A 25,659-nucleotide genomic window follows, 5' to 3' on the forward strand; every position below is an offset into this window, starting at 1 on the left:
CGGCCCCAGCCGCGCCTCAGCGCAGTCGAGCCGTCGCGACATGGATCCTGAACCCGCAGGGCACGCGCCCGTCCGGACCCGCCATCTCCTTCGCCTCGGTCATGAAACCCGCACGCAGACGCTCCACGGCGGCCCGGTCCAGCGGGCCGAGGTCGTACATCCGGGACACGACCTCCCACACCTCGTCGGCCGAACCGCCGAGATCGATGGGGACGGTCTCCCAGTGCGTCGCGGTGAAGCCCGCCGGCCCCAGGATGCCGTCGAGCCCGTCGCGACTGCGCGTCCTGCTGTCCCCGAGTGCCGGGATGCGCCGGGAAGGGGGCGCTGCCTCGACGAAGGACCGCAACATGGCGATGAAACGCCCGTACGCCTCGCCGCCGACGGCCCCGCCGCCCAGGACGCACGCCAGCACGCCGCCGGGCGACAGCACCCGGGCGACCTCGGCCGCCACCTGATCGACCTCGGCCATCAGCATCAGCGCCATGTGCGAGACGCAGGCGTCGAAGCTGTCGTCGTCGAAAGGGAGACTCTGCGCCCGGCCCTCCTCCAACCGCGCCCCGGACAGCGACGGTCGGCGCCGCGCCAGGGCCAGTGACTCCGGTGAGAGGTCGACTCCCGCGAGCCGCCTCCCCTCACCGCGCGCCAGGTGCTCCAGCAGCAGGCCGTCGCCGCATCCGAGGTCCAGAACGCGTCTGCTTCCGGCCACCCGATGGCACAGGATCTCGTAGCTGGACCGGCCGTCCGGGGCGCGGCCGCCCTCGAACGCCTCCGCCGTCACCGCTGGACGCTCGGCGTGAAAGGCCCGGAGGAACGCTTCCTGCGATGCGGTGGCCGTCATGTTCCCAACCTACGACGCCCAACTCCCGCGAGGGGCGCGCTCGCGGGCGATGCGTATGGCCGTGGATCGTCCCGCCGGGCGATTGAACAACCGCGCGGATCCGTACGTTTCAAAGGTAACTGCATATCAGTTGCAACGAGCAACGGCCCGTGCCCGGTTCCGCCCGAGCCGGGCCGGGGCCGCGGCGGCGGCATCGTGTTCGCCCGGAACGCCCAGGTGTCCGTGCGTCCGGGGCACGTGTGTCGCGGCCGTCACGCCGCCCACGGCAACTGTTCTGTGGACAAGGGGTGAGTCGATGTCCGGGATCCTCCGGGCATCGCCAGGAATCCGTACGACATGCGGCTTTCCCGTCCGGGGGCTGCGGAACAGGAACGAACGTGATGTCCAAGCGAACCGGCCGGATCGCGGTGCTCGCCGCGCTTCCCGCCGCCCTCCTGACCACCTGCGTCGCGTCCACGGCGTTCGCGGCGGAGAACCCGGCGTTCCAGATCGACCTCGAGCAGCTCAACGACTCCGGTTCCCGGGGGACGGCCATGCTGAGTCTTCGCGGCAGGGAACTGACGGTGTGGATCAAGTCGGAGGGCATGGTCCCGGGACAGCCCTCGGCGCAGCACCTGCACGGGTCGACCGACGGGCACGACTTCCACTGCCCGGACGCGAGCGACGACACCGACGGCGACGGGATCCTCAACAACACCGAGGCCACGAAGGACTACGGCGACATCAACATCTCCCTCACCACGGAGGGCGGGACGGACGCGGGCAGCGGCCTGGCCGTCGACCGGATGCCCGTCGCCGACAAGGAGGGCAGGATCACCTACAAGCGGACCATCACGGTCTCGCAGGACGTGGTCGACAACATCAAGGACCTGCACATCGTGCAGCACGGCATCGACCGCAACGACAACGGCGAGTACGACGTCGAGGGAGCCGGCAAGAGCGAACTCGACCCCAAGCTCCCCCAGGAGGCGACCGCACCGGCCAACTGCGGGGTCGTCAAGGGCGCCGCGGTCGGGTCCATTCCGGTCGGCGGGATCGAGACCGGCAGCGGACCCGGTGCCGCCGGGCTCTCCCCGGGCGCGGTGACCGGCGGCGCCGTCGTGGCGGCGGCGGCCGGTGCGCTGGTCGTCGTCCGCCGGAGGACGACCACCCGCTCCGCGGCGGCGAAGACGGCGGGTGCCGCATGAACCGCTCCCCGGGCAGCGGCGCAGGGCCCGGTGCCCTGCGTGCGACCGTGTCGGTGATCGCACTCGCGGCGACGCTGCTGCTCACGTCCTGCGGCGGCCAGGACACGGCGGCACCCCCGGCCGGCTCGGACCGGAGCGCGGCACAGGACCCGGCGGGCGGTCAGGAAGCGGGGGCGGGCGCGGGAGCGGGCAAGGCCGCGGGGGCACTCGCCCGGTCCGCGCCGCGTGTGGTGTCCATCCCGTCCCTGGGAGTGCAGAGCGAACTCGAGTCGCTCGGGCAGAACAAGGACGGCACGATGACGACCCCGAAGAACCCCGACCTTGCGGGCTGGTACGAACCCGGCCCCACTCCGGGCTCCCAGGGGCCGGCGGTGATCGCCGGGCATGTGACCTGGAACGGCAAGGCCGCGGTCTTCGAGAAGCTGAAGACGCTGAAGGCCGGCGACACGATCAAGGTGACGCGCGAGGACGGGAAGACGGCCGAGTTCGCGGTGGACCGCATCGCCGAGTACCCGAAGAAGGAGTTCCCCACCCTGGAGGTCTACAAGAACCTCGACCACGCGGGCCTGCGACTGGTCACCTGCGGAGGTCAGTTCGACGCCGACCGCCACTACTACCCCAACAACGTCGTGGTGTTCGCGAGCATGGTGGCGGTGGCGTAGGGCGTGTTCCGAGAAGGGTGCCGTCCGCCCGCAGGGCGGGGGCGGCGGCGCCCGGCCCGGGCGCCGCGGGGGAGTCACCGGACGGAGCGCCGCGGCGCGTGGACCCCGCGTCCGCCCGGGTCACCGGGGCAGCGGTCCGGTTCCGATCAACTCCATCGTCCAGCCCTGGCCGTTGAAGTGCACGTTGACGACGAGAGCCTGAGCGGTGCGGCCGTCGGGCAGTTCCACCGTCACGGGCGAGTCGTCCGCCATGTCGGGCGTGAACCCCTCCGGCTCGTCCTCCTGCCTGAACGAGGTGGCCCCCGCCCAGGGGGCGCCGTCCTCGTCGGGGGGATTCTCGGACAGCCGGACACGGGCGAACCGCACTCCTCCGACGACTGCCGGGCCGGCATAGGTGAACTGTGTCGCTCTCACGTCGAATACCCCCTCGGGACAGGGCCGGGCCTGTGTGCCGGTGGCACCGGACGCAGCCGCTCGCGGTCCCTGCCGTGTGCCCCGCAAGCGGGTCGTCATGCACGGCCGCCGCCAGGTGCCGTCGGGCCGGTGTGCCACGACCGGTGTGTCACGACCACGGGGACGGGGCCTGCCGGTGGGGCCGAACCGCCGGACGGTTCGGCGGTGATGGCCATGCCGGCCGTGTGCGACCGCGTGCCCGCCACGGAGGTGTCGGCAGGACGGCGGACGTACCCGTGGGCGTCCTGGCACGGCACCCGGACGCACGCCCCGGGCAACCGGTGCACACCCACCGGAGAGGCGTTCTCAAGGTCGGTACACGAGTTCGATCGCCGCGGCCGCGATGACGGCCCAGACGCCGATGCCGAGCACCCACATGGCGTCGAGGAAGGCGCCGGCGGCGATCAGGACCACCGCCGCTCCCGCCAGGGCGAGAGTGGCCCGGCGTATTCCTTGGTCGGGCAGCCAGTCAGGCATCACACGAGCAGTATGCAGCCCGCTCCGCGGTTCCCCGCGGCCCGTCCCGATCGCTGACGCTTCCTTGACACCCGCGAACCCCGGAACGGCTCGGCGACTCGGCGGGCCGGGTGACCGCCCCCGCCGGAGGGCTTGGCGCGACACGGGCGCGTGGGCTGCGTTCCCGGTGGGGTTCCCGGACGGCCGCCTGGGAACCGGCGGGTGGGCAGGACCGCCGTGCCAACGGCGGCGGGCGGTGCGCTGCCCCACCGTCTCCGTTGCGGGCGTTTTCGCGGCATAAGAAGCTGGAGGCACGGTGTCCCGGTGGGGGGCGCACCGAGCGGCGGGCCCTTCCCGTTGGCTGCGGGGCCGGGGGGAGGACGAAGTCAGGCATGCGGCGGAGGTGACATCGGTGGCGATCCCGCTGGTGGTGGGCGTCGACGGGTCCGAGGAGAGCCTGGAGGCGGTGGACTGGGCCGCCGGTGAGGCGGTCCGGCATGATGTGCCGCTCCTCCTCGTGCACGCCGCCGCGCCGGGCCACCGGGCGGCCGATCCGATCGGCGTTGCCGCGGAACGGGCCCGGAAGAACGCCCCCTCGGCGCGGCTGTCCGTCGAGGTGCTGCACGAGGACCCTGCAACAGCCCTGCTGGGCAAGGGGCGCAACGCCTTCGCCCTGGTCCTCGGCCCCAGAGGGCTCGGAGACCTCGCGGGGCTCCTCCTGGGATCGGTCAGTCTTGCCGTGGCGGCGCGCGCCGACTGCCCGGTCGTCGTCGTGCGCGGCCGGCCGGAGCACCGCGGCGTCCGGTTCCGCAGCGTCGTCGTCGGCGTCGAGGACGGCGAGGGAAGCGGCACCGCGGTCGAGTTCGCCGTGCGCGAAGCCCATGTGCGGCGCTGCCGGCTGGTCGCGGTGCACGCCTGGAGCGTCCCGCTCGGGGGCCTGGCCGAGCCACCGCCCCCGGCCGAGTACGGGGCCCTGACCCCGCGCCGCCCGCCCGCGCAGGTGCTCGACGACGCGCTGAGGGGCCCCGTGGAGAGGTACCCGAACGCCCCGGTGGGCCGTCGGGTGGTCGAATGCCCCGCACGTCAGGCGCTCCTTGAGGCCGCGTCCGAGGCCGACCTGCTCGTGGTCGGCGCCCGCAGGCGACGTGGGCACCTCGGGCTACAGCTGGGCCTGGTCAATCATGCGCTGCTGCATCACGCGCCGTGCCCGATCGCCGTCGTCCCGCAGATGTGACGGATCGGAGCGCGGGCGACCGGTTCGCCGTCGGCCGCCGTGACCGCCGTCGCGTACGGACGCCTCGCCGCGACCGGCCCCGACCGGGTGGGGGTACGCGCTCGGCTCCGCCCCCGTCACGGGCGAGCGCCGGGTCCTCCGGCGTCGTCGGTCCGGTAGGTGAGGTGCGTGGCGACCGAGACGACCCCGTCCACACTCCTGCACAGGCGTTCGACGATGGGGGTCAGGCTGCGGAACTCCACGGATCCGTCCAGGGTGACCCGCCCCTCTCGGACGTCGACCGACACCTCCGACGGTGCGAGCCCCAGGGTCTGTTCCAGCACCTCCCGGGTGATCTCCTCGCGAATGGCGTCGTCGCGGCGGAGGAAGATCCGCAGCAGATCGCCGCGGCTCACGATGCCCCGGAGCCTGTCCGTCTCGTCCACCACGGGCAGCCGCTTGATGCCGTGGACCTCCATGAGACGGGCCGCCTCGACGACATTCCACTCCGGTCGCGCGCACACCGCGGGAGCCGACATCAGTTCCTCGGCCCTGACTCCCTCGGCCTTGGCCCTCTCCCACGCCTCCGGATGCGGAACCGCCGCCCTGCCGGACGGGTCGGCCTGGTCCGCGCACTTGCGCAGCAGGTCCGCCTCGGACACCACACCCATCGGGCGGTCGTGCTCGTCCACCACCGGTACGGCGGTGACGTCGTTCTCGGCCAACAGCTTGACGATCTCCTTGAACGGCAGGTCACGCCGTGCCCGGACGACCTGTCGGGTCATGAGCTCTGCGACCGTTCGGTGATGCATGGCGCCTGTCCCTTCGAGGCCCGTGCCGGCGTACGTGGTCATGTCGAGCTGTCGGAACCGGCACTCCGACGGGGTGCGGCTCAGGCCCGCGTCGGCCCCGTCCGGAGAAGGGGACCGGTCGGCCCAGGATCGGGGCTTTCCGGCCCGTGCGGCGGCACGAGGCGCGTGGCACGTTGGGTTACAGCAACATTCTGAGGAAAGGGCGGCGGTCATGCGAGCGCACCTCGGCGACCAACTCGTCATCGACAGCCCGGCGACCGGCGGTACCAGGCGCGACGGCGAGATCGTCGGACTCCACCACGAGGATGGAACACCCCCCTACGACGTGCGCTGGTCGGACACGGACCAGGTGACCCTGGTGTTCCCCGGTCCCGACGCCCATGTCCGTCACCTGGAGCACCCGTCCGGGGCGACGCCCGCGCCTTCCGGGCCTGACGCGGAGCGGGCGGGCACGACGCCCGCCCGGACCGGACCGGACCGGGCCCCCAGCCCCGGCGACATCGGCCGGCGGGTGGCCGCCGAGCGGGAGCGGCAGGGGCTCACCCGGGCCACCGTGGCCGGGCGCGCCGCAATGGCTCCGCAGTACCTCGCGTACCTGGAAGAACGCCCGGCCGACCCCGGTCCGGGCACGCTGACCAGGCTGGCCGGCGCGCTGGGAACGAGTGTGGAAGCCCTCCGTGGGGGCGGCGTCGATCTGCCGCCCGGGCAGGGCCAGGCACTCCTCCACCCCGAGCTGCGGGAACTCGGCGAGGAGGAGTGCCGTGCCCTGCTCTCCACCCATGGTGTGGGCCGTGTCGCCCTGACGACCCCCGACGGCCCGGCGGTCGTTCCGGTGAACTACGAGGTCATCGACGACGGGATCGCCTTTCGCACCGCACCCGGCTCGGTGCCCGCGGCCGCGGTGGGGTCCGAGGCCGCCTTCGAGGTCGATCAGCTGGACGAGACCGCGGGCCAGGGCTGGAGTGTTCTCGCCGTCGGCCCGGCGCGTCACGTCACGGACCCCGATGCGGTGCGACGGCTGGCGGACGGCGCGCACACCCGCCCGTGGGCGGGTGGTGAGCGAGAGATGTGGGTGTCGATCCGGCCCCAGCGCCTCACCGGCCGCCGTATCGGTCCTGCCCCTCGGTGAGCGGACCGGGCGGCTGACCCGGTGCCGGAACCGCCGGGTGACTCCCGAGGCGGCGTGAGGCGGCGTGAGGCGGGCGGGGCCTTCCGGACGCACGGACCCGCCCGGCGCCGGGGCCGGAGCCACCGGCCGCGTGAGGTCCGCGAACCGGTACCGCGTGTGTCGCGGAGGTGTCCGGGTGGTGCGACGGTATTCACAGGGGGTGCTCGACGAGGCCGCACAGGAAGGCGGTGGGGACGGTGGAACTCCCGCTGGTCGTGGGCGTGGACGGGTCGGACTCCAGCCTGGCGGCGGTCGACTGGGCCGTCGGCGCAGCGGCACGGCACGGGCTCCCTCTGCGCCTGGTCTACGCCTCCTTGTGGGAGCGCTACGAGGGCAGGCGGCCGTCCTTCAGTACCGATCGTCCGGCCGAGGAGGTCATGGGGGAGCACATCGTCGCGTCCGCCGTGGAGCGGGCCCGGCTGCGTGACGCGGAGGTGAAGGTGTCCGGCGAGGTACTGCCCGACGATGCCGTGTCCGCGCTGCTGCGGGAGGGGCACGACGCCTCCGCCGTGGTCACGGGATCCCGAGGCCGCAGCGATCTGGGAGGGATGCTGCTGGGATCGGTCGGTCTCACGGTGGCGGCCCGCGCGACGTGCCCGGTCGTCGTGGTGCGAGGTTCCGAGCGGAACCGGCAGGGAGCCTACGGGCGGGTGGTGGTCGGCGTCGGTGAATCGGAGGAGGACATGGGAGCCGTACGGTTCGCCCTCCGCGAGGCCGAGGCCCGCGGCTGCCTCCTGGAGGCCGTGAGGGCCTGGCGGTGCCCCGCGCACGCACATGCGGAGCATCCTCTCCTCGCGGACGATGCCGGCCGCACGCACGAGGAGCGGGCTTCGGCGATCCTGGACGAGGCACTGCGCGATCTCGTACGGGGCCGGGCCGAGGTGGAGGGCCGGGCCGTCGAAGGGCCCGCCCACAAGGTCCTGCTGAGCGCTTCGGCCGGCGCCGACCTCCTGGTCGTCGGCGCCCTGAGACCGCACGGCCACTTCGGTCTCCAACTCGGCAGGGTCGCCCACTCCCTGCTCCATCACTCCGAGTGCCCGGTCGCCGTCGTCCCCGAGCGCACCTGACGTCCGCGTCGACCGCGCTCCCGTGCACCTCGGGAAGGAAGGGGTGAGGACGGCGTATGGCGGAGTGGACCTGGCAGTACGAGGGCTGGGAACCCGCGGCCGAACGGCTGCGTGAGTCGCTCTGCACCCTCGGCAACGGCTACTTCGCCACCCGTGGGGCCGTCCCCGAGAGCAGGGCGGGCCCGGTGCACTACCCGGGGACCTACGTGGCCGGATGCTACAACCGCCTGGAGTCCACCGTGGCCGGGCGCACGGTGGTGAACGAGGACCTGGTCAACCTCCCGAACTGGCTGCCGCTGAGGTTCCGCCTCCGCCCCGCCGGCGCGCCGCCGGGCCGGTGGTTCACCCCGGACACCCGCCCGTTCCTGCAGTACCGGCACACCCTGGACCTGCGGCGTGCCACACTCACCCGGACCTTCCGCTACCGGGACGAGCAGGTCGGCGGGCTGAGCGTGGAGCAGATCCGCGCGGTGCACATGGCGGACCCCCATCTGGCAGTGCTGCGCACCGTTTTCACCGCCGAGGGCTGGTCGGGAGAGATCGAAGTCGAGTCGGCGATCGACGGAGACGTGGTCAACGCCAACGTGCACCGGTACCGTTCCCTCAGCCGGAGTCACCTGGCGCAGGTGCGGACCGGTGCGGAGGAGTCCGGGACCGTGTGGCTGCGCTGCCGCACCAACAGCTCCGACGTCGGCGTCGCCATGGCGGCCCGGACGGTCGTCCACGGCCGGGAGCCGACTTCGTCGCTGCTCCGTCCCGCTCGGCACCGAGCCGTCCGCCGTCTCGTGGTCCCCGTCGCTCCCGGCGTTCCCGTCGTCGTGGACAAGACCGTGGCGCTGCACACCTCACGCGACCCGGCGATCGGCGATCCGCTCGAGGCGGCCGTCGACCGGGCGTCCACCGCCGGGGACTTCCCGACCCTGATGGAATCCCACGTCACCGCCTGGGCCCAGCTGTGGCGGCACGCCGACGTCCAGGTGCCCGGCCAGGCCGGTCGCGTCCTGCGCCTGCACCTCTTCCACGTTCTGCAAACGGTTTCCCCGCACACCGCGGACCTCGACGTGGGCGTGCCGGCCCGGGGTCTGCACGGCGAGGCGTACCGCGGACATGTCTTCTGGGACGAACTGTTCGTGCTGCCGTACCTGAACCTGCACTTCCCGGAGGTGTCCCGCGCGCTGCTGAACTACCGGCACCGTCGCCTTCCGCAGGCGTGCCGCGCCGCCCGGGAGGCGGGCCGGGCCGGGGCGATGTATCCGTGGCAGAGCGGCAGCGACGGCCGTGAGGAGGCTCCGCGGCTGCATCTCAATCCCCGCTCGGGCCGGTGGCTGCCGGACCACTCCCGGCTGCAGCACCACGTCGGCTCGGCGATCGCGTACAACGTCTGGCGGTACTGCGAGGCCACGGGCGACACGGAGTTCCTGCACACCAAGGGAGCGGAGATGCTGCTGCACATCGCCCGCTTCTGGGTGGACACGGCCGCCTTCGACCCCGGGTCGGGCCGTTACCGCATCCTCGGGGTCGTCGGCCCCGACGAGTACCACGACGGCTACCCGGGTGCCGACCGGCCCGGACTGGACGACAACGCGTACACCAACGTCACCGCGGCCTGGGTACTCGGCCGCGCCCTGGACCTCGTGCGGCGCCTTCCGGAATGGCGCCGCCGGGAACTGTTCGAACGCGTGGAACTGGACGTCGACGAACTCCCCAGGTGGGACGAGGTGTCACGATTGCTGACGGTGCCTCACCACAACGGTGTCATCAGCCAGTTCGACGGCTACGGCGACCTGGACGAGCTGGACTGGGACCTCTACCGGGAGCGGTACGACGACATCCGGCGCCTCGACCGGATACTCGAGGCCGAGGGGGACGACGTCAACCGCTACCAGGCGTCCAAGCAGGCAGACGTACTGATGCTCGGCTACCTCTTCTCGCCGGCCGAGCTGCGGCACCTGTTCGGCCGTCTCGGTTACGGCCTCGACGACGAGCTGTGGCGCAGGACGGTCGACTACTACCTCCGGCGCACCAGCCACGGCTCCACCCTCAGCGGCCTCGTCCACGGCTGGGTCCTCGCCCGGGTCAGAAGGGCCGACGCGTGGAAGTACTGCCGGGACGCCCTGGAAGCGGACATCGCCGATGTCCAGGGCGGCACCACCGGCGAAGGCGTCCACCTCGGCGCCATGGCCGGAACCCTCGACCTGGTCCAGCGCGGCCTGACCGGAATGGAGACCCGCGAGGAGGCGTTGTGGCTGGATCCGGTGCCTCTTCCCGCGCTGTCCGAGTACGGCTTCTCGCTGCGGTACCGCGGACACTGGGGCGTGGGAGTACGTCTGCGGCGAGGTCGGTTGCGGATCACCGTACCGGCCTCGGGGGAGCCACCGATCCGGGTGGTGCTGACCGACAGGGCCGTCACCGTCGCACCCGGGGAGAGCTGCACGCTCGTGCTGCCAACACGTTGACCTGCACTCGAGCGCCGTCGACACCACGAGCCGCCCGTTCCGTTCCCGGCGCTGCCGGGAACGGAACGGGCCCTGGCATGCGTACGGGATGCGGACGACCCACACTGGCATGGGGGGCCGGTCGGGACGGCGGCGCTGACTCCTCGCAGACCGCGAGGACCGAAGGAGGCGGCCATGACCACTGCACGGGAGATCATGCACATCGGCGCCACGTGCATCCAGGAGAGCGAGACCCTGGTGGACGCGGCGCGCCGGATGGGTGAGCTGGGCATCGGAGCTCTCCCGATCTGCGGGCCGGACGACCGGCTCCACGGGATCATCACCGACCGCGACATCGTGGTGAAGTGCATCGCCAGGGGCAAGGACCCGAAGACCATGACCGCGGGCATGCTCGAGCAGGGAAAGCCGGTGACGATCGACGCCGGCGCCGACTCGGACGAGGTCCTGCGGGCCATGGAGCACCACAGGATCCGACGGCTGCCGGTCGTCGAGAACCATCGTCTGGTCGGCATGATCAGTGAAGCGGACCTCGCACGCCGCCTGCCGGATGAGCAGGTGGGGCACTTCGTCGAGGCCGTCTGCGCCGGGAAGTGACCGGGGGAGATCCCTCGGCTCCGCACCGGGAGAGGCGCGGGGGCCGGATGCGGTTCCCTTCCCGTGCCGGGGCACTCCGGGCGGGCGGTCCCGGCGGCACGCTCGGAAGCTCGTCCCCGAGGAGGTCGGCATGAGGTTCAAGGCAACTCGCGTGGCACGGGCGGCCATCGCCCCGGTGGTCGCCGTCCCGCTCGCGTTCGGCGCATTCGCCCCGAACGCCTTCGCACAGGCGCCGACTCCCGGCCCGACGGGCACATTCGGGCCCGACTGCTCGGAACTGCCCAGGAGCGGGGCGGGCAGTGCCGCGGTCATGGCCGAGCAGAAGGTGGCGGACGCCGCGGCCGGAAGCCGCCAGCTGGCACAGCTGGCGTCGGCGCTGGCGAAGGCCGGACTCGGCGAAACCCTCAACGAGTCGAAGGACATCACCCTCTTCGCGCCCACCAACCACGCCTTCAACAGCCTGACCCAGGCACAGCGCGAATCCCTGTTCAACGACCCGGAGCAGTTGAAGAAGGTACTGACCTACCATGTCGTGGACGCCGACATCACCCCGAGCGAGCTGCCGAACGGCTCGTTCAAGACGCTGGAAGGCTCGCAGCTCACCACCTCCGGGTCCGGTACCTCCTTCAAGGTCAACGGCACGGCGGACATCGTCTGCGGCAACATCGCCACAGCCAACGCCACCGTCTACCTCATCGACGGGCTCCTCACGCCGCCCGACTGACGGTGAGAATGTGACGTGGTGACGCTGCGGGAGGTCCGACCGGAGAAGACAGGCCGGTGCCCGCAGCGGGAAGTGGTTCGGCGAGCTGCGTGGGCGGGTCGTCCGCGCAGCTCGCCGCGTCCGGTGCGATCGTGGCCGAGGTCGCCAAGGCCCCAGCGTTCATGCGCCGGGCCGGGGAGCCGGGCATGCCCCGGGCTCGGGCCCCGGGACCCTGGGCGAGTCCGTCACCTGTGCGACATCAGAACGGCAGTCGGCTCCTCGCCCGGCGCCCAGCCGATCCGGACCGCCCGACAGCCCGCGAACTGCTGTGGAACGACTTGCTGAACATGCGTCCCAGGAATCCGGGGGCCTTCCCGCCCGCACGGGCACCCGTGCCCAGCACTCGCTGTGTGCCGTTCTGCGGGTGCCTGGACAGGCGCGGCAGAACAAAGGCCAGAACAAGCACCACCGCGCACACGGCGACGATTCCGGCAGCCATCATGACGCGCTCCTCTCGTCGGGGTCCCCTCCCGGCTTCCCCGGAGCGACCGGAGCATGCCGTCCTCGCCCACGCGGGTGCCCGCGCGGTGGTGCCGCACGGTAGCGGCCCGTCCCGCCCCCGGTGGGTGACGGACGGCCGGAAGGGCCACTCGGTCCTGGGGTGGGCCCGGGAAGCCCATGGGCGGCAGGCCGTGCGGCGAGGATGCTGGAAGTGCCCACCACTCGGGGCGAAGGACGGGGAGACGGACGTGACTCTTCCGCACACGGGCACTGCCGCGGCGAGAAACCCCGCGACACCGCCAGGCGACGGCATGGGCCTCCACCCGGCCGTCGCCGAGACCCATACGGCGGTCGTGGTCTTCGTCGGAGACCGGGCGTACAAGGCCAAGAAACCCGTCGACATGGGGTTCCTCGACTTCAGCAGCGCCGCCGCTCGTCAGCGGGCGTGCGCCCGGGAGGTCGAGCTGAACCGGCGCTTCTCCCCGGACGTGTACGAGGGAGTGGGCGACTTCCGTGGGCCGGGGTGCCTGACGCCGGAACCGGTCGTCGTGATGCGACGGATGCCCGACTCCCGCCGGCTCTCCCACCTCGTGGCCGTCGGGGCCCCCGTCACGCAGCAGGTGCGCCAGGTGGCGCGGCTGCTGGCGACCTGCCACGCCCGTTCGTCCCGCAGCACGGACATCTCGCGGGACGGCACCAGGGACGCCCTCCTCGCGCGCTGGGAATCCAGCTTCGCCCAGGTGCGCGAAAAGGGAGAGGGCATCGCCCCGATGCACAGCCTGGAGGAGACCGAGGGACGGGTGCGGCGCTACCTCGCAGGACGTGAGGGCCTGTTCGACCGCCGCATCCGAGAGTGCCGGGTGGTGGACGGGCACGGGGATCTGCTGGCCGAGGACGTCTTCTGCCTGGACGACGGACCGAGGCTGCTGGACTGTCTCGAGTTCGACGACACCCTGCGCCACGTCGACGGCCTCGACGACGCCGCATTCCTCGCCATGGACCTGGAGCGCCTCGGTGCCCCGGACGCAGCGGCGTACTTTCTTTCCTGCTACAGCGAGTACGCCGGCGACCCGGCCCCCACGTCCCTGTGGCACCACTACGTCGCCTACCGGGCCTTCGTCAGGGAGAAGGTGGCCGTCATCCGCGCAGGCCAGGGAGCACCCGAGGCCCGTTCGCAGGCGGCACGACTGGCCGGGATCACCGTCGGGCACCTGCGCACCTCAGCGGTGCGCATGATCATGGTCGGCGGGCTCCCCGGCACCGGCAAGTCCACCCTGTCCGCCGCGCTCGCGGACCGGCTGGGTCTCACTCTGCTCAGCAGCGACCGGGTCCGCAAAGAGCTCTCCGGCAGGCCGCCGGAGGCGCCGGCGGGAGCGGAGTACGGCGGAGGCATCTACTCCCCGGCGTGGACGCGGCGGACCTACGGCGAACTGGTCGCACGGGCCACGGCACTGCTGTCCGCCGGTGAGTCGGTCGTCGTCGACGCCACCTGGACGTCGCGCGAGTTGCGCGACAGCGCCACCGACGCGGCACGCCTGTGCAGCGCCGATCCGGTTCCGCTGGTCTGCTCCGCGCCGAAGGAGGTCGCCGACCGCAGACTGACCGTGCGGCGCCCGGGCCCGTCCGACGCCGACGCCGACGTCGCGCAGGCGATGGCGAGGGCGGCGGATCCGTGGCCCGAGGCGGTGCGGGTGGACACGGGCGGATCCCTCGCCACGGCGGTCGAACAGGTGCTGGCGGCGATCCACCCCGAGGGAGCCGGACCGAGGCCGCCGTTCCGGCGCCCGTACATGACGCCCGGCTGAGGCGGGTCGTGCCGTCGTCCCGGAGCCGGACCGTGATCGCGGTAGGGTGCTCGAGTGTGTTCCTGACCGCGCAGTGGGAGGCCACCGCTTCCAGGGCCCTGGCCCTGGCCGGAGGCAGCTCGGGCACGTCGACGTCGACGGTCCGCGTGGCCATGTGCGCGGGGCGGTCGGTGGCCATCGTGTGATCGGCGGTGCGTTCCGTGCCACGGAGACCTCCGTACCGGCCCGTCCTCTCCGCGCCCGGCGACCGCACGGCCGGTTTTCCGCCAACGCCCGGCGGACCCGGCCGCCGGACGCCGTGCGCCTCCGGGGCCCGACGCACCGGACCTCTCGCCTGCGCCCCGGCTCAGTGGGAGGCGCCGCCAGAGGGCGTGAGGCGGTCGGACACGGAGACCACTCCGTCCATCTGCTCCGTGAGCTTCTTCAGGACGAGGATCTGGGCCGGCGTCTCCAACGTGCCCTCCAGGGTGACCCGTCCGTCGACGACATGGACGTCGACCGCGTCCGGTGCCAGACCCATCGTGTCCACCAGCACCTCCTCGACCACTCGGCGGCGGATCTCCGGATCCGGACGGAGGAAGACGAGAAGGAGATCGCGCCGAGTGACGATGCCGACGAGCCGGTCCTCGTCGTCGACCACCGGCAGTCGGTCGACACAGCGCCGCAGCATGGTGCGGGCGGCCGCTGCGACGGTCTCGTCCGCGTGGACGGTGACCGCCGGTGCCGACATCAGCCGGCCTGCCGTGATCGCGTCCCCCTCGTCGCGGCCCGGTGCGCCGATCGACGGTCCGGACCGCCGCGGTGCGCACACCGCCTCCGCGGCCAGGGCCTGGCGCACCAGGAGGTCGGTCTCGGACACCACCCCCACCACCCGGTCGTCCTCGTCGAGGACCGGCAGACCGCTGATGTCGTGCTCCGCGAGCCGCTTGGCGACCTCCTTGAACGGTGTTGACGGCACGACGGAGACGACCTCCCCGGTCATCAGGCCCCCGACCTTGCTGTGCTTCGTCATCGCCTCTCCCGGTGGGTCTTTCTCGGGGCTGCGATCCGCGGGACGCGCGGAGGCTGCGAAGGGATGCTCTGCCCGGGTCCGGGCAGAGCGCTGGAACGCCGGTGCACCGGGCTCCGGTGCGGGTCGCCGTACGGCGCGGGCCGCTGCGGCCCGGCCGGACGACACCGGCGGTGTCCACGGTTCACACGGCGTGCTTGATCTCGATGTGCCTGGGTTCCGGCTTCTCCTCGCCCAGACCCACGCTCACCGTGAGCATGCCGTCCGTGTACTCGGCGCGGACGTCGCCCTCGTCGGCGCTCTTCGGCAGAGCGAGGGCGCGGGTGATCGATCCGTACCGGATCTCACAGCGGTGCTTGTCCACCTCGCGCTCGGTACGCTCCGCCTTGATGGTGAGGACGCCGTCCTCCACGGTCACGTCCAGGTCCTTCACCTCGATGCCGGGGAGTTCCGCGCGGATGACGTACCTGTCGTCCTCCGTGTACTCCTCGATCCTCATGGTGTGCAGATCGGCCATGGCCGGCATGCTGAACCGGGCGGGGAAGTCCTCGAACCAGTCCGGCAGATCCGGGAACGGGAACCTCTGCTTGCGTGCGAGTACAGCCATGATCCGGCCTCCTCGGTCTGGCGTTTACGACACGACCAGTCAACCGCGGACCGCGTCCGGCCCGCAGGGGCCGAACAGCCCGTAGCGGGACCCGATGGTCCCCCCGACACCCCGTCGCACCGCGCAGTCGGGATCCGCGAGAGGCGGATGGGCCCCTCCCGCCGCACCGGTCCTGCCGTCGCCCCCGGCGCCGGGCGACGGCGGACGTCTGCTCGAGCCCGACGGACTCCTCGGTGTGGTCACCTCCCGGCGTCCGGGGCCGACGAGCCGTGAACGCGCGTCGGCCGCGATGCGCGGTGGCGCCGAGGGCTGCCGGGGGCGAACGGCCGTCGCCCCGAACCGCTCGGCCCTCGCGCGGTCGAGCGGATCAGGTGGGTCCCGGCGTCCGTACGACGTCCAGTTCGAGGAAGTGCGCCGAGCACGAGATGCACGGATCGTGATTGCGGACGGCGCGTTCGCACAGCCGGGTGAGCTCGGCCTCGGAGTCCTCACCGCGGTCCAGCCCGGCCTGGACGAGCCTGCGCAGGTCCGCTTCGATGGCACCCTGGTTCTGGGCGGTCGGCGGCACGATCCGGGCGTCGGTGACGCGTCCCTCGCCATCGAGGGCGTAGCGGTGGTAGAGCAGCCCCCGCGGGGCCTCCGTCGCGCCGTGCCCGACTCCCGCCCGGGCGGGCACCTCCACATACGGCCGGGCGGGCCGCTCGTACGCCGCGATGATCCGGAGGGCCTCCTCCACGGCGTACAGGACCTCCACGGCGCGGACGAGGATGCTCCGGTACGGGTTCCTGCAGACCTCGCCCGGCCCGGTGCCCTCCGTCTCCGACGTCAGCGGGGGGGTGCCCAGCCCGGCCTCGCGTGCCGCTTCCAGGGCCGTCGGGGAGAGCAGGTGGCCGTTGAGCGCGTAGCGGGCGAGTGAGCCGGTGAGATGTCTCCGGCCGTCCAGCCGGGAGTGGAGGGCCGTGGAGTGCGGGACCTGTTCCTCGGTGACGTGGTCGGAGAACTCGCCCAGCGGGAAGCCGCGTGGTGGGAGCGTACGGTCGTACGGGAGGACGGCCGGGGTCCCGGACTCGATCGCGTAGGTGCCCGGCTCGGTGAGGGCGAGGAGGTCGGCGTCGCACTCCGCGTCGGGGAAGTCGAAGCCGGCGACCCAGCGCAGGGTGTCGAACGCGTCGTCGAGGGCGGTGCGCAGCCGTTCGGCGAGGGGACGGAGTTCGGCGCGGGTCGGGGTCCGGTGGAATCCACCGAGCCGGACGTTGACGGGGTGGATCGCGCGTCCCCCGAGCAGTTCGACGACGGCGTTGCCGGTCTGCTTGAGGCGCAGTCCGCGCTCGACATGGGCCAGGTGGGAGCGGGACATGCTGATCACGTCGTCGTGGCCGAGGAAGTCCGGGGCGTGCAGCAGATGGATGTGCAGCGTCTGGCTCTCGATCCACTCGCCGCAGTACAGCAGGCGGCGCAGTGCGGCGAGTTGCCCGTCGACCGCGACGCCGCAGACGTCCTCGACCGCCCGGCAGGCGCTCAGCTGGTAGGCGATGGGGCAGATCCCGCAGATGCGCGAGGTGAGGTCGGGGGGTTCGGTGTGGGACCTGCCGCGCAGGAAGGCTTCGAAGAACCGCGGAGCCTCGTAGATGTTCAGGCGGGCCTCCTCGACGGTGCCCTCGTGGATGCGCAGGTGCAGTGCGGTCTCCCCCTCGACCCGGCTGAGAGCGGGGACGCGCAGCACCTGGGACCGGGTCGCCGGCTCGTTCATCCCGGTCCTTCCTCCTCCACGGCGGTGAAGGCCGTGACGTTGAACGTGTGCAGAAGCCTGCCGATGTCCTCGTCGCCCATCCCGTCGCGGTGCATCAGGGGGATGAGCGCGGGGAGATTGGTCGTGCCGGCCGGGCCGAAGCAGCCGTAGCAGCCCCGTCCGTATGTAGGGCACAGGGCGCCGCACCCGGCGTGGGTGACCGGGCCCAGGCAGGGCGTGCCGTGGGCGACGGTGACGCAGACGTTGCCGCGCCGCTTGCAGGCGAAGCAGACGGCGTGGTTCGGGATGCCGGGCTTCCGCCCGGCGAGGAAGGCCGTGATGACCTCCACCAGCTGCCCGCGGTCGATGGGGCAGCCGCGCAGCTCGAAGTCGACCGGTACGTGAGCGGAGATCGGTGTGGAGGTGGCGAGGGTCTCGATGTAGTCGGGCCGGGCGTAGACCGCCGCCAGGTACTCCCCGGCGTCCGCGTAGTTGCGCAGTGCCTGGACGCCGCCGGCCGTGGCACAGGCGCCGATGGTGACGAGGCGGCGGGACTCGGCGCGGATGCGCCGCAGGCGGTCCACGTGTTCGGGGGTGCTGACGGACCCTTCGACGAGCGACAGGTCGTACGGACCCGGCGCCACGTCCCCGGACGCCTCCAGGAAGTGGGCGATCTCCAGCGCGTCGGCGATGCCGAGCAGTTCGTCCTCGCAGTCGAGGAGGGTGAGCTGGCAGCCGTCGCACGAGGCGAACTTGAACACCCCCAGCCGGGGGCGGGACGGCGGTCGGGACGTGGTGGGGACGCTCATGTCACAGTTCCCGTACGGTGAGCAGTGGTTCGGCCCGGTCGTAGCCCACGACCGGGCCGTCGCGGCAGAGCAGCAGCGGGCCGAGCTGGCAGTGTCCGCAGTGGCCGGTGGCGCAGCGCATGTTGCGTTCGAGGGAGACCTGGACGCGGTCGGGGCGGACCCCCCGGTGGACCAGGTCGCGGGCGGTCACGCGCATCATGACCTCGGGGCCGCAGACGAAGGCGGTCGTGTCCGCCGGCGTGAAGCGGGCCTCGCCGAGCAGCGTGGTGACGACTCCGACCCGGCCGGTCCAGTCGTCGTCGGGCCGGTCGACCGTCGCGGCGCCGAAGTGCCTCCCCCATGCGGGGAACTCGTCCTGGTACAGGAGTTCGCGCGGGCTCCGGGCACCCGCGAGGACGTTCAGCCGTCCGTACTCGTGGGCGTCGGCGAGAACGGCGTCGACCAGGGGCCGCAACGGCGCGAGCCCGATGCCGCCGGCGATGACGAGAAGATCGTGCCCACGGGCGGCCGCCAGGTCCCAGCGCGTTCCGAAGGGGCCGCGCACCCCGACCCACGCACCGGTCCGCAGGCCGCACAGGGCTCGGGTGACGGCCCCGACGGCGCGTACCGTGTGCGTCAACCGCCGGTCGTCGGGGGTCCGGGAGACGGAGACGGGGACCTCGCCGACCCCGAAGGCGCAGAGCATCGCGAACTGGCCCGGGGCGAAAGGTTCCAGGCCCTCGCCGGCCGGCTCCAGGACGAGCGTGACGGTGTCGTGCGTCTCGTCCCGGCGGTCCACGACGTGGTAGGGGAGAGGGGTGAGGGTCATGGCCCGTTCCCGTTCCCCGGCGATCCCGGCGGCCCGTACAGGTCGAGCAGTCGGGTGCGGGTCGCCCTGAGCCGCTCGCCGATGGTCTCGGCGACGACGGTGATCAACGCCATCCCCAGTTCGGGGCGTTCGGCACACAGGCCGCGCACCGCGGCGGCTTCGAACTCCCACGCCTGCACGGGACCCCGGGTCTCGGCGCCGAGGTGCCAGCGCCGGGGCGGGCACAGCCACGACCAGCCGAGCAGGGCGCCGCTGCCGATGGTCTCGACGACGGCCCGACCGCGCCCGGGAATCTGGACGTCGAGCGCGACGGTGCCCGAGCGGATGATCCAGAAGTGGTCCGCCTCCTCGCCCTCCTCGAAGATCCGCGTGGCGCCCGGGAAGGCCGCTTCGCGGGCGAGGGCCATCAGCCGACCGCGGTGCTCGTCGGGCAGGGCGGTGAGCGCCCCTTCGCCGGCGGGGCCGTTCGTCCGCGGGGTCACGGTGCGCTCTCCGTCCGCGTGGCCTCCCGGTGGAGGGCATGCGCCTCTTCGGTGAGGTCGATGCCGGTGGGGCACCAGACGATGCACCGGCCGCAGCCGACGCAGCCGGAGCTGTCGAACTGGTCGTGCCACGTGCCCAGTTTGTGGGTGAGCCACTGGCGGTAGCGGCTGCGCGGGGTGGCCCGGACCGGGCCGCCGTGGAGGAGAGAGAAGTCCAGGTCGTAGCAGGAGTCCCAGCGGCGCCACCGCTCCGCGTGGTCGCCGGTCAGGTCGGTCACGTCCTCGGTGGTCGTGCAGAAGCACGTGGGGCAGACCATGGTGCAGTTGCCGCAGCTCAGGCATCTGGCCGTGACGTCGTCCCAGCGGTCCGCCTCCAGGGTGTCCCGCATCAGCGTGCGCAGGTCCACCGGCGGCATGGACCGGCCCATGCGTTCGGCCGCCTCGCTCACCGCGGAGGCGGCCGCCGCGCGGGTGGGCCCGTCGGCGTCGCGGCGGGGGAGTTCCGCGAGCACCGCCGCACCCTCCGGGCTTCCGCTGCGGCACAGGAAGCGGTGGCCGGCGGCGTCCACGACCTCGGTGAGCGCGAGGTCGTATCCGGTGTCCGCGGCCGGTCCCGTGCCCATCGAGACGCAGAAGCAGGTGGCACCCGGCTCGGTGCACTCGACCGCGATCAGAAACGCGCCCGTCCGCCGGGAGAGGTAGGCGGGGTCACGGTAGCGGCCGCCGGCCATCACCCGGTCGAGGATCCGAATGGCCCGCAGATCGCAGGGCCGCACGCCGAGGAAGGCGTACGCAACGCTCCCGGGTGCCTCCGGGCGCACGGTCAGCCCGCCGTCGGGGCCGCGGTCGGCGCTCCACTGGCGCACGCGCTCCGGATGGAGGAACGACTTCCACGACTGCGGCCCCGCGCTGTGCGCGAAGGCGGCCCCGTCGGCACGCCTGCGGACCCGGTACTGCCCGGCCTCGAGTTCGACCCCCCACCCGTAGGGCAGCTCCTCGGCCGACTCCAGCTCGTCCAGGACGATGGCGCCGTCGCGGACGGTGGGGCCGATCACCGTGCGGCCGCGGCGCGCCAGGACGCGGACGAGTTCGCTCAGTCCGTCGCGGTCGACCACCGCCTCGGCCGCAGCGCCGGGTACCGCACCGGTGTTCTCGGGGTCCGTCATCGTTCGCCCTCGTCCGGGGGCCGTTCGGCCCGGGAGGCACAGACGTCTCCGCCACGATTCGTCGGGACACGGCCGTGGGGTGTGCTGTCGGTCGTGGACAGGGTGTCAGGTGCGCGTCCCTCCGGCTCCGATATGGGTCCGGCGTGTCCTTGGCTCGGAGTCGTCCCGCCGGCACTCAGCCGTCCCGCGGGCCGTGGCCCGGAGCCTCGCGGTGGCGGCGGATGTCCGCCTCGATCCGTCGGACCAGACCCGGCACCACGCGTGCCACCGCCGGGGTGAGTCCCTTGCCCAGCGAACGGTCCGCTCCCTCGACCGCGTACACGACGAGACGGCCGGGACCGCGCCCGAGAGCGTCCCCGAGCCGGACCGCCTCGGCGAGGCCGAGTCCGTGCGTGCTGTGCCGTGCCGGGCCGGCCGGGTGGAAGGAGCCGCCGGGGTTCCCGGACCACCGGTGCGTCCGCCCGGGCTGCGCCGACGGGGGGAAGCAGGCGTCGACGACCACCGCCAGGGCGGTGTCCTCCCAGAGGCCGATCAGCCGGCCCGGGTCCCCGTCGGACTGCGCCAGTACGGTGCCCCGGGACAGCGGCTGCCGCGCTGCCGGGTCCCTCAACGCGGCGACGACGGCCCAGCCGACCCCGTCGTCCCGGCGGAACTCGTTGCCGATCCCGATGACCGCCGTGCGGGCGACCGGTTCCATGACTGCTGTGTCCCCTCGTCCGGGCGGCGTCTGCGTGTGCGGCGTCCACCGGCCCCGGAGCCGGCTGCCGCTCACCTTCCCGCCGGGGCGGATCCGGTGGGGTCGGGCAGCACCGCGAGCGGAGCGCCGGCCAGGACTCCCCGTGCCCGTACCGGGGCAACGTCCTTCGCGCGGGTCTCCCCGAATCAGACGTGATGCACCGAGCATGACGGATGAACGGGAAGAACCTACGCCTTCGCTGACGCGTCGTCCCGCGTCCGGTCTGCGACGAGGGCCCGCCCGCACACGTGGGCACCCCGAGGTCCGCCGGCGCCGCGGCCCCGCACCGGAGAGCGGGGCCGCACGCACCCTCCGGCCCCCGCCCCGGGGGAAGCGGCATCCGGGCCGCTCGGCCGCTCGCCGCACGACCCGCCACGGCTCGTGACCACACCGCGTGGAGCAGCCGGGCAGGCGGGGCCGCCCTGCTCCGGGGCCGTCGGCCCATGTGCCCGGCACCCGGGCGGGGTCAAGGTGGTGTGCGGGACCGGGGCACGTGCGACGGCACCCCGTGTCACCCGTGCGGGGTGCCGTGGAACGCGTCCGCGGGGAGACGGTCCGCTTCCGCGGGGGTCCGCCCCTGGGGAGTCCCGCCACACAGGAAGGGGCCCTCGCGGGGAACTCCGGGACGCCGGCTGGTTCCGCCGCCGGCCAAGGCGGTCCGCGCCGTCGAAGGCATGGTGGACATCCGCGTGGATCCGACCGGGAGCGCCGCTCGTGCCGGTCAGCAGGGCGGGCCCGATCATCGGCCGGGGACGACTGGCGCAGGAGCGGACCGGGACCGTTCGGCCCTGGTGCCCCGGGTGCGGCACGCGGCATCCTCGACGAGGAGACCCGACCGTCAGGGGGCGACATGTCCGAGGCACCGGCCTTCCCGGCCGAGGCACCCGTCCGTGTGTTCCTGCTGGACGACCACGAGGTGGTCCGGCGTGGTCTGCGGGACCTGCTCGACGCCGAGCCGGACATCGAGGTCGTCGGCGAGGCGGGCACAGCGCAGCAGGCACTGGCACGGGGACCCGCGGTGCGGCCGGATGTGGCGGTGCTGGACGTCCGACTCCCCGACGGTGACGGCGTCACCGTCTGCCGGGAACTGCGGAACCGCATGCCGGAGCTCGCCTGCCTGATGCTGACGTCGTTCGACGACGAGGACGCGCTGCTGGACGCGATCATGGCCGGAGCCGCCGGGTACGTCCTGAAGCAGATCAAGGGGTCCGACCTCGTCTCCGCCGTACGAACCGTGGCCACCGGACAGTCGATGCTCGACCCCACCACCACGGCACATCTGATGCACTCGCTGCGCTCCCCGGCCCAACCCCCGGCCCCCGAGGACGAGCGGCTCGCCGCGCTGTCCCCGCGTGAACGCGCGGTCCTGGACCTGATCGGGCACGGATTGACGAACCGCCAGATCGGCAGGGAGCTCTACCTCTCCGAGAAGACAGTCAAGAACCACATCTCGCGACTGCTCGCCAAGCTGGGCGTCGAACGCCGGGTCCAGGCGGCGGTCATCGCGGCACAGCACGAGAACCAGGTGTGACCGGTCCACGAGTCCCGCCGGTCAGCCCCGGTCACGCAACGGCACGCGCCACTCCAGACGGGTTCCGCCGTTCGCGGCGGGCGCGACGGTCAGGTCCCCACCCAGCCTTTCCGCCCGTTCCCGGAGGTTGCGCAGGCCACTGCGCCGTCCGCCCTCCGCGATGCCGACGCCGTCGTCGACGACACTCACCGTGAGCGATCCGGACCCCGCCACGATCGAGACCTCCGCGCGGTCGGCGCGCGCGTGCCGTGCGACGTTCGTGAGCGCCTCACCCAGCACCGCCACGACCTCGTCCGCGAGGGCGCCCGGTACGTCGGTGTCGACGAAGCCCTCCGTGCGCAAGGCGGGTGCGAAGCCGAGCGCCTGTGCCTCTTCCTCGACGAGACGCGCCGCCCGCGCCCGGAGACCGCTCCTGCTCCCGGGCCCCTCGTGCCGCCGCAGCCCGAAGATCGTCGAACGAATGATCTTGATGGTGTCGTCGAGGTCGTCGATGGCCCGCCCCAGCCTCTCGGACGCCACCGGGTGGTCGACGAAGCGCTGTGTGCTCTGCAGCGTCATCCCCGTCGCGAACAGGCGCTGGATCGCCAGGTCGTGGAGGTCCCGGGCGATCCGGTCGTGATCGGCGAGCAGACTCAGCTGTTCCGTCTCCCGCCTGTGATCCGCGAGTTCGAGTGCCACGGCGGCCTGCCCGGCGAAACCCGACAGGGGCGCCGTCTCCTCCTCGGAGAAGGGCGGGCGGCCCGCACGTCGCGCGAGCGTCAGGACTCCGCGGTTCCTCTCCTTGGTCCCCACCGGCACGGCGACAGCGGGACCGAACTTCTTCCACGCCCCGGACCGTACGGCGAACCGGGCGTCGTCGGCCATGTCGGGACTCCTGACCGGGACGCCCTCCGTCAGGGCGAGGCCAGCGAGTGTGCCCTCCAACGGCAGCGTCACCCCCAGGTGCCGATCGGCGTCGTCCCCGAGGGCAACGACGCCGCGCAGCTCGCCGTCCGAAGTGAGCAGGTGGACCATGCCGATGCCCGCACCCGTGATGTCACGAGCCCGTTCGATCATCAGCTCGAGCACCGTGGTCTGCGGCGTCCCGGAGAGAAGGGCACTCGTGCACTCCGCGCTCGCCTCCAGCCACTGGCCCCGCAGCCGGAGGTCCTCGAACAGGCGGGCGTTCTCGATGGCGATTCCGGCGGCGACGGCGAGCGTGGACAGGACGGCTTCGTCGTCGGCGTCGAATTCGGCGCCGTCTCGCTTCTCGGTCAGGTACAGGTTGCCGAACACCTCGTCGCGCACCCTGATGGGTACTCCCAGGAACGTCCGCATCGGCGGGTGGTGGGAGGGGAAGCCCGACGACGCCGGGTGCGCGGCGATGTCGTTCAGCCTCAGCGGTTCGGGGTGCCGGATGACCTCGCCGAGGAGGCCGTGACCGGTGGGCAGGTCGCCGATGCGCGCGCGCAGCCGGTCGCTGATGCCCACGGGAAGGAACTGCGCCAGCCGGCCCTGGTCGCCGATGACCCCGAGCGCTCCGTACTCGGCGTCCACGAGGGAGACCGCGGCCTCGACGATCCCCCGCAGCACCTGGGGGAGATCGAGTTCCCGACCCACCGACAGAACGGCCTCCAGGAGGCCGTTCAGGCGGTCCCTCGTCTCGCGCACCTCGTCGACACGGCCCTGGAGCTCGTCCAGCAACTCGTCCAGACGCAGCCGCGGCACGCGGTTCGCCGCGCTGAAGTCCTCGCCCATGCGCTCTCCCGCCACGTCACACAGGGGAAGTCCTGGTCCTTCCTACGGTACCGTTCCGCCCTCAAGCGGCCCCTGCGCGCCGGTCGGTGAGGGTTCGGGCCTCACGGGTCGCTCCGTCCCGGCGGCGCGGAAGGAAGCGTGCGGACATGACTCCCGCTGCGCCCACCGGGGTCGACGGGTTCCCGGAGGCCGGGCCGCGGCGGAACGGGCCGCGAGGGAGGCGGTGCCGAGGGAAGCACCTCTGCGCCCGGTGCACGTGGAGGAGTGGCCGCTCATCCGCATCGCGGTCCCGTCGGTCACCCGGAGAAGGTCGAGCGACCGGGCGGCGCGGCGGGTCGGGGCGGACGCCGGCCTGGGTAAGCTCAGCCGCCTTCCGGCGAAGCGCCTTCGACCCCAGGGCGGAACAGCGGATGTGTCGCCGCCGCACCGCGGACCCCGAGAGTCAGCCGTCCGCCGCGACGATCCTGCGCCCGGTGACGCGGGAGGGCGTGAGCTCGATCCACAGATCACGCTGCCCGCCGGCCCAGGGTGAGGTCGGAGCCAGTTCCGTCAGCCGGCGGACCGCCGCCTCCTCGGTGACGGCGCGCGCCGTACCGACGGCCAGGACACTCCACCCCCGGCTGAAGGCGTCGTCGATACGGTCCACCTCGAAGGCGACCTCGCTTCCCGCGGCGAAGGCGGGCACCTTGCCCAGCGCGGTACGGAAGGCGATGTCGGTGCCGTCGACCACATAGTTCACCGGTACCACCGCCGGCCCTTCCGGCGTGAGCACCCCGATCCGCCCGACGCCATGGCCGGACATCAGGGACCGGCACTCCGTTTCGTCGAGCTCGGCCAGTCCCGCGTCCCGCAGGGCCGCGCCCAGCCCGGGCGGCTGGTCCGCCGTCCCCCCGGCCAGTTCGGCCACCGTCGTCTCCAGGGCGGCGGCGATCTGCTGCAGCGTGGCGGTGTCGGGCGCCGCGGGCCGCTCCTCCAGGTACTGGACGTAGGTGGCGGCCGCCCCACTGCGCTCCGCCACCTCCTCCCGGGTCAGTCCCAGTTGCTCGCGCCGGGCCGCGAGCCGGCGGCCCATGTCGGTGCGTGAGTGCGACGGTCCGGCGGTCGAACCGTGTGCGGACGTGCTGGACATC

26 protein-coding genes are annotated in these 25,659 nt (G+C 72.8%); 11 read left to right on the plus strand and 15 right to left on the minus strand.

Going from position 1 to position 25,659, the window contains the following annotated elements; genetic code table 11:
- Positions 1–16 precede the first annotated feature (16 nt).
- On the minus strand, positions 17–838 hold the full coding sequence (locus AB0J10_RS25755; protein WP_363064830.1) for a class I SAM-dependent methyltransferase: 822 nt from the start codon (positions 836–838) through the stop codon (positions 17–19).
- Positions 839–1,215: 377 nt separating this feature from the next.
- Here AB0J10_RS25755 and AB0J10_RS25760 point away from each other — a divergent pair, with 377 nt between their 5' ends.
- Positions 1,216–2,025 (plus strand): hypothetical protein, encoded by an 810-nt coding sequence (locus tag AB0J10_RS25760; RefSeq protein ID WP_363064831.1) that lies wholly within the window; start codon positions 1,216–1,218, stop codon positions 2,023–2,025.
- The gene (locus AB0J10_RS25765; RefSeq protein WP_363064832.1) at positions 2,022–2,687 is read left to right on the plus strand and encodes a class F sortase; all 666 of its coding nucleotides are present in this window, start codon (positions 2,022–2,024) and stop codon (positions 2,685–2,687) included. Before AB0J10_RS25760 ends, AB0J10_RS25765 begins: the two co-directional genes overlap by 4 nt.
- 120 nt (positions 2,688–2,807) lie before the next feature.
- Here the strand turns inward: AB0J10_RS25765 and AB0J10_RS25770 are convergent, their stop codons facing one another.
- Together AB0J10_RS25770 and AB0J10_RS25775 are read right to left on the minus strand one after the other, a co-directional pair.
- Positions 2,808–3,101, minus strand: a complete 294-nt coding sequence (locus AB0J10_RS25770) for a hypothetical protein (RefSeq protein WP_363064833.1) — start codon at positions 3,099–3,101, stop codon at positions 2,808–2,810.
- Positions 3,102–3,446: 345 nt separating this feature from the next.
- Positions 3,447–3,617: a hypothetical protein gene (locus AB0J10_RS25775; RefSeq protein ID WP_269732687.1), complete on the minus strand. Its 171-nt coding sequence runs from the start codon at positions 3,615–3,617 to the stop codon at positions 3,447–3,449.
- Between the two features lie 391 nt (positions 3,618–4,008).
- Between AB0J10_RS25775 and AB0J10_RS25780 the strand changes: the two genes are divergently transcribed.
- Positions 4,009–4,830 carry a universal stress protein gene (locus AB0J10_RS25780; RefSeq protein WP_363064834.1) on the plus strand — a complete coding sequence of 274 codons (822 nt, stop codon included), beginning with the start codon at positions 4,009–4,011 and terminating at the stop codon, positions 4,828–4,830.
- Positions 4,831–4,946: 116 nt separating this feature from the next.
- Here AB0J10_RS25780 and AB0J10_RS25785 read toward each other — a convergent pair whose 3' ends face one another.
- Positions 4,947–5,621 (minus strand): CBS domain-containing protein, encoded by a 675-nt coding sequence (locus AB0J10_RS25785; RefSeq protein WP_363064835.1) that lies wholly within the window; start codon positions 5,619–5,621, stop codon positions 4,947–4,949.
- Between the two features lie 211 nt (positions 5,622–5,832).
- Here AB0J10_RS25785 and AB0J10_RS25790 point away from each other — a divergent pair, with 211 nt between their 5' ends.
- The 5 genes from AB0J10_RS25790 (at position 5,833) to AB0J10_RS25810 (ending at position 11,630) form a co-directional block, all read left to right on the plus strand.
- Entirely contained in the window at positions 5,833–6,750 is a 918-nt protein-coding gene (locus AB0J10_RS25790; RefSeq protein WP_363064836.1) for a pyridoxamine 5'-phosphate oxidase family protein, read from the plus strand.
- A gap of 236 nt (positions 6,751–6,986) precedes the next feature.
- On the plus strand, positions 6,987–7,856 hold the full coding sequence (locus tag AB0J10_RS25795) for a universal stress protein (RefSeq protein WP_363064837.1): 870 nt from the start codon (positions 6,987–6,989) through the stop codon (positions 7,854–7,856).
- A gap of 56 nt (positions 7,857–7,912) precedes the next feature.
- Positions 7,913–10,312, plus strand: a complete 2,400-nt coding sequence (locus tag AB0J10_RS25800; RefSeq protein WP_363064838.1) for a glycosyl hydrolase family 65 protein — start codon at positions 7,913–7,915, stop codon at positions 10,310–10,312.
- 174 nt (positions 10,313–10,486) lie between these two features.
- Positions 10,487–10,906: a CBS domain-containing protein gene (locus AB0J10_RS25805; RefSeq protein WP_363064839.1), complete on the plus strand. Its 420-nt coding sequence runs from the start codon at positions 10,487–10,489 to the stop codon at positions 10,904–10,906.
- Positions 10,907–11,036: 130 nt separating this feature from the next.
- Complete coding sequence (locus AB0J10_RS25810; RefSeq protein ID WP_363064840.1) at positions 11,037–11,630, plus strand: fasciclin domain-containing protein; 594 nt, start codon at positions 11,037–11,039, stop codon at positions 11,628–11,630.
- 238 nt (positions 11,631–11,868) lie between these two features.
- Here the strand turns inward: AB0J10_RS25810 and AB0J10_RS25815 are convergent, their stop codons facing one another.
- Positions 11,869–12,111, minus strand: coding sequence for a DUF6411 family protein (locus AB0J10_RS25815; protein ID WP_363064841.1), 243 nt, complete (start codon positions 12,109–12,111; stop codon positions 11,869–11,871).
- A 310-nt stretch (positions 12,112–12,421) separates the two neighbouring features.
- Here AB0J10_RS25815 and AB0J10_RS25820 point away from each other — a divergent pair, with 310 nt between their 5' ends.
- Both AB0J10_RS25820 and AB0J10_RS25825 read left to right on the plus strand, forming a co-directional pair.
- A complete protein-coding gene (locus tag AB0J10_RS25820) occupies positions 12,422–13,915 on the plus strand; it encodes an AAA family ATPase (protein ID WP_363064889.1) in 1,494 nt (497 codons plus the stop codon).
- Positions 13,916–13,971: 56 nt separating this feature from the next.
- Positions 13,972–14,100 (plus strand): hypothetical protein, encoded by a 129-nt coding sequence (locus AB0J10_RS25825; RefSeq protein ID WP_363064842.1) that lies wholly within the window; start codon positions 13,972–13,974, stop codon positions 14,098–14,100.
- Between the two features lie 161 nt (positions 14,101–14,261).
- On the opposite strand, the gene AB0J10_RS25830 is transcribed toward AB0J10_RS25825, so the two are convergent.
- From AB0J10_RS25830 to AB0J10_RS25865, 8 genes are all read right to left on the minus strand, one after another.
- On the minus strand, positions 14,262–14,927 hold the full coding sequence (locus tag AB0J10_RS25830; protein WP_363064843.1) for a CBS domain-containing protein: 666 nt from the start codon (positions 14,925–14,927) through the stop codon (positions 14,262–14,264).
- 181 nt (positions 14,928–15,108) lie between these two features.
- Positions 15,109–15,531: an Hsp20/alpha crystallin family protein gene (locus tag AB0J10_RS25835; RefSeq protein ID WP_363064844.1), complete on the minus strand. Its 423-nt coding sequence runs from the start codon at positions 15,529–15,531 to the stop codon at positions 15,109–15,111.
- Positions 15,532–15,898: 367 nt separating this feature from the next.
- Positions 15,899–17,281 carry a nickel-dependent hydrogenase large subunit gene (locus AB0J10_RS25840; RefSeq protein WP_363064845.1) on the minus strand — a complete coding sequence of 461 codons (1,383 nt, stop codon included), beginning with the start codon at positions 17,279–17,281 and terminating at the stop codon, positions 15,899–15,901.
- Positions 17,278–18,069 carry an oxidoreductase gene (locus AB0J10_RS25845; RefSeq protein ID WP_363064846.1) on the minus strand — a complete coding sequence of 264 codons (792 nt, stop codon included), beginning with the start codon at positions 18,067–18,069 and terminating at the stop codon, positions 17,278–17,280. The genes AB0J10_RS25840 and AB0J10_RS25845 overlap by 4 nt, the downstream gene beginning before the upstream one ends.
- Before the next feature lies 1 nt (position 18,070).
- Positions 18,071–18,877, minus strand: coding sequence for an FAD/NAD(P)-binding protein (locus AB0J10_RS25850; RefSeq protein ID WP_363064847.1), 807 nt, complete (start codon positions 18,875–18,877; stop codon positions 18,071–18,073).
- Complete coding sequence (locus AB0J10_RS25855; RefSeq protein ID WP_363064848.1) at positions 18,874–19,359, minus strand: cyclic nucleotide-binding domain-containing protein; 486 nt, start codon at positions 19,357–19,359, stop codon at positions 18,874–18,876. Before AB0J10_RS25855 ends, AB0J10_RS25850 begins: the two co-directional genes overlap by 4 nt.
- Positions 19,356–20,525 carry a 4Fe-4S dicluster domain-containing protein gene (locus AB0J10_RS25860; protein ID WP_363064849.1) on the minus strand — a complete coding sequence of 390 codons (1,170 nt, stop codon included), beginning with the start codon at positions 20,523–20,525 and terminating at the stop codon, positions 19,356–19,358. Before AB0J10_RS25860 ends, AB0J10_RS25855 begins: the two co-directional genes overlap by 4 nt.
- 175 nt (positions 20,526–20,700) lie before the next feature.
- On the minus strand, positions 20,701–21,222 hold the full coding sequence (locus tag AB0J10_RS25865; RefSeq protein ID WP_363064850.1) for a hydrogenase maturation protease: 522 nt from the start codon (positions 21,220–21,222) through the stop codon (positions 20,701–20,703).
- A gap of 889 nt (positions 21,223–22,111) precedes the next feature.
- Here AB0J10_RS25865 and AB0J10_RS25870 point away from each other — a divergent pair.
- Positions 22,112–22,792: a response regulator transcription factor gene (locus AB0J10_RS25870; protein WP_363064851.1), complete on the plus strand. Its 681-nt coding sequence runs from the start codon at positions 22,112–22,114 to the stop codon at positions 22,790–22,792.
- Between the two features lie 21 nt (positions 22,793–22,813).
- Here the strand turns inward: AB0J10_RS25870 and AB0J10_RS25875 are convergent, their stop codons facing one another.
- Together AB0J10_RS25875 and AB0J10_RS25880 are read right to left on the minus strand one after the other, a co-directional pair.
- The gene (locus AB0J10_RS25875) at positions 22,814–24,529 is read right to left on the minus strand and encodes a GAF domain-containing protein (protein WP_363064890.1); all 1,716 of its coding nucleotides are present in this window, start codon (positions 24,527–24,529) and stop codon (positions 22,814–22,816) included.
- Between the two features lie 442 nt (positions 24,530–24,971).
- Positions 24,972–25,658, minus strand: a complete 687-nt coding sequence (locus AB0J10_RS25880) for a pyridoxamine 5'-phosphate oxidase family protein (RefSeq protein WP_363064852.1) — start codon at positions 25,656–25,658, stop codon at positions 24,972–24,974.
- Position 25,659: the final 1 nt, after the last annotated feature.

This window comes from Streptomyces sp. NPDC049887 (assembly GCF_040656535.1).
Lineage (GTDB): Bacteria > Actinomycetota > Actinomycetes > Streptomycetales > Streptomycetaceae > Streptomyces.

Coding starts and splice junctions, on each gene's coding strand:
- AB0J10_RS25860 (WP_363064849.1), bottom strand. CDS start 20,525: ATGACGGACCCCGAGAACACCGGTGCGGTACCCGGCGCTGCGGCCGAG.
- AB0J10_RS25845 (WP_363064846.1), bottom strand. CDS start 18,069: ATGAGCGTCCCCACCACGTCCCGACCGCCGTCCCGCCCCCGGCTGGGG.
- AB0J10_RS25805 (WP_363064839.1), top strand. CDS start 10,487: ATGACCACTGCACGGGAGATCATGCACATCGGCGCCACGTGCATCCAG.
- AB0J10_RS25785 (WP_363064835.1), bottom strand. CDS start 5,621: ATGCATCACCGAACGGTCGCAGAGCTCATGACCCGACAGGTCGTCCGG.
- AB0J10_RS25875 (WP_363064890.1), bottom strand. CDS start 24,529: ATGGGCGAGGACTTCAGCGCGGCGAACCGCGTGCCGCGGCTGCGTCTG.
- AB0J10_RS25830 (WP_363064843.1), bottom strand. CDS start 14,927: ATGACGAAGCACAGCAAGGTCGGGGGCCTGATGACCGGGGAGGTCGTC.
- AB0J10_RS25765 (WP_363064832.1), top strand. CDS start 2,022: ATGAACCGCTCCCCGGGCAGCGGCGCAGGGCCCGGTGCCCTGCGTGCG.
- AB0J10_RS25850 (WP_363064847.1), bottom strand. CDS start 18,877: ATGACCCTCACCCCTCTCCCCTACCACGTCGTGGACCGCCGGGACGAG.
- AB0J10_RS25775 (WP_269732687.1), bottom strand. CDS start 3,617: ATGCCTGACTGGCTGCCCGACCAAGGAATACGCCGGGCCACTCTCGCC.
- AB0J10_RS25840 (WP_363064845.1), bottom strand. CDS start 17,281: ATGAACGAGCCGGCGACCCGGTCCCAGGTGCTGCGCGTCCCCGCTCTC.
- AB0J10_RS25755 (WP_363064830.1), bottom strand. CDS start 838: ATGACGGCCACCGCATCGCAGGAAGCGTTCCTCCGGGCCTTTCACGCC.
- AB0J10_RS25835 (WP_363064844.1), bottom strand. CDS start 15,531: ATGGCTGTACTCGCACGCAAGCAGAGGTTCCCGTTCCCGGATCTGCCG.
- AB0J10_RS25865 (WP_363064850.1), bottom strand. CDS start 21,222: ATGGAACCGGTCGCCCGCACGGCGGTCATCGGGATCGGCAACGAGTTC.
- AB0J10_RS25820 (WP_363064889.1), top strand. CDS start 12,422: ATGGGCCTCCACCCGGCCGTCGCCGAGACCCATACGGCGGTCGTGGTC.
- AB0J10_RS25790 (WP_363064836.1), top strand. CDS start 5,833: ATGCGAGCGCACCTCGGCGACCAACTCGTCATCGACAGCCCGGCGACC.
- AB0J10_RS25810 (WP_363064840.1), top strand. CDS start 11,037: ATGAGGTTCAAGGCAACTCGCGTGGCACGGGCGGCCATCGCCCCGGTG.
- AB0J10_RS25870 (WP_363064851.1), top strand. CDS start 22,112: ATGTCCGAGGCACCGGCCTTCCCGGCCGAGGCACCCGTCCGTGTGTTC.
- AB0J10_RS25880 (WP_363064852.1), bottom strand. CDS start 25,658: ATGTCCAGCACGTCCGCACACGGTTCGACCGCCGGACCGTCGCACTCA.
- AB0J10_RS25800 (WP_363064838.1), top strand. CDS start 7,913: ATGGCGGAGTGGACCTGGCAGTACGAGGGCTGGGAACCCGCGGCCGAA.
- AB0J10_RS25815 (WP_363064841.1), bottom strand. CDS start 12,111: ATGATGGCTGCCGGAATCGTCGCCGTGTGCGCGGTGGTGCTTGTTCTG.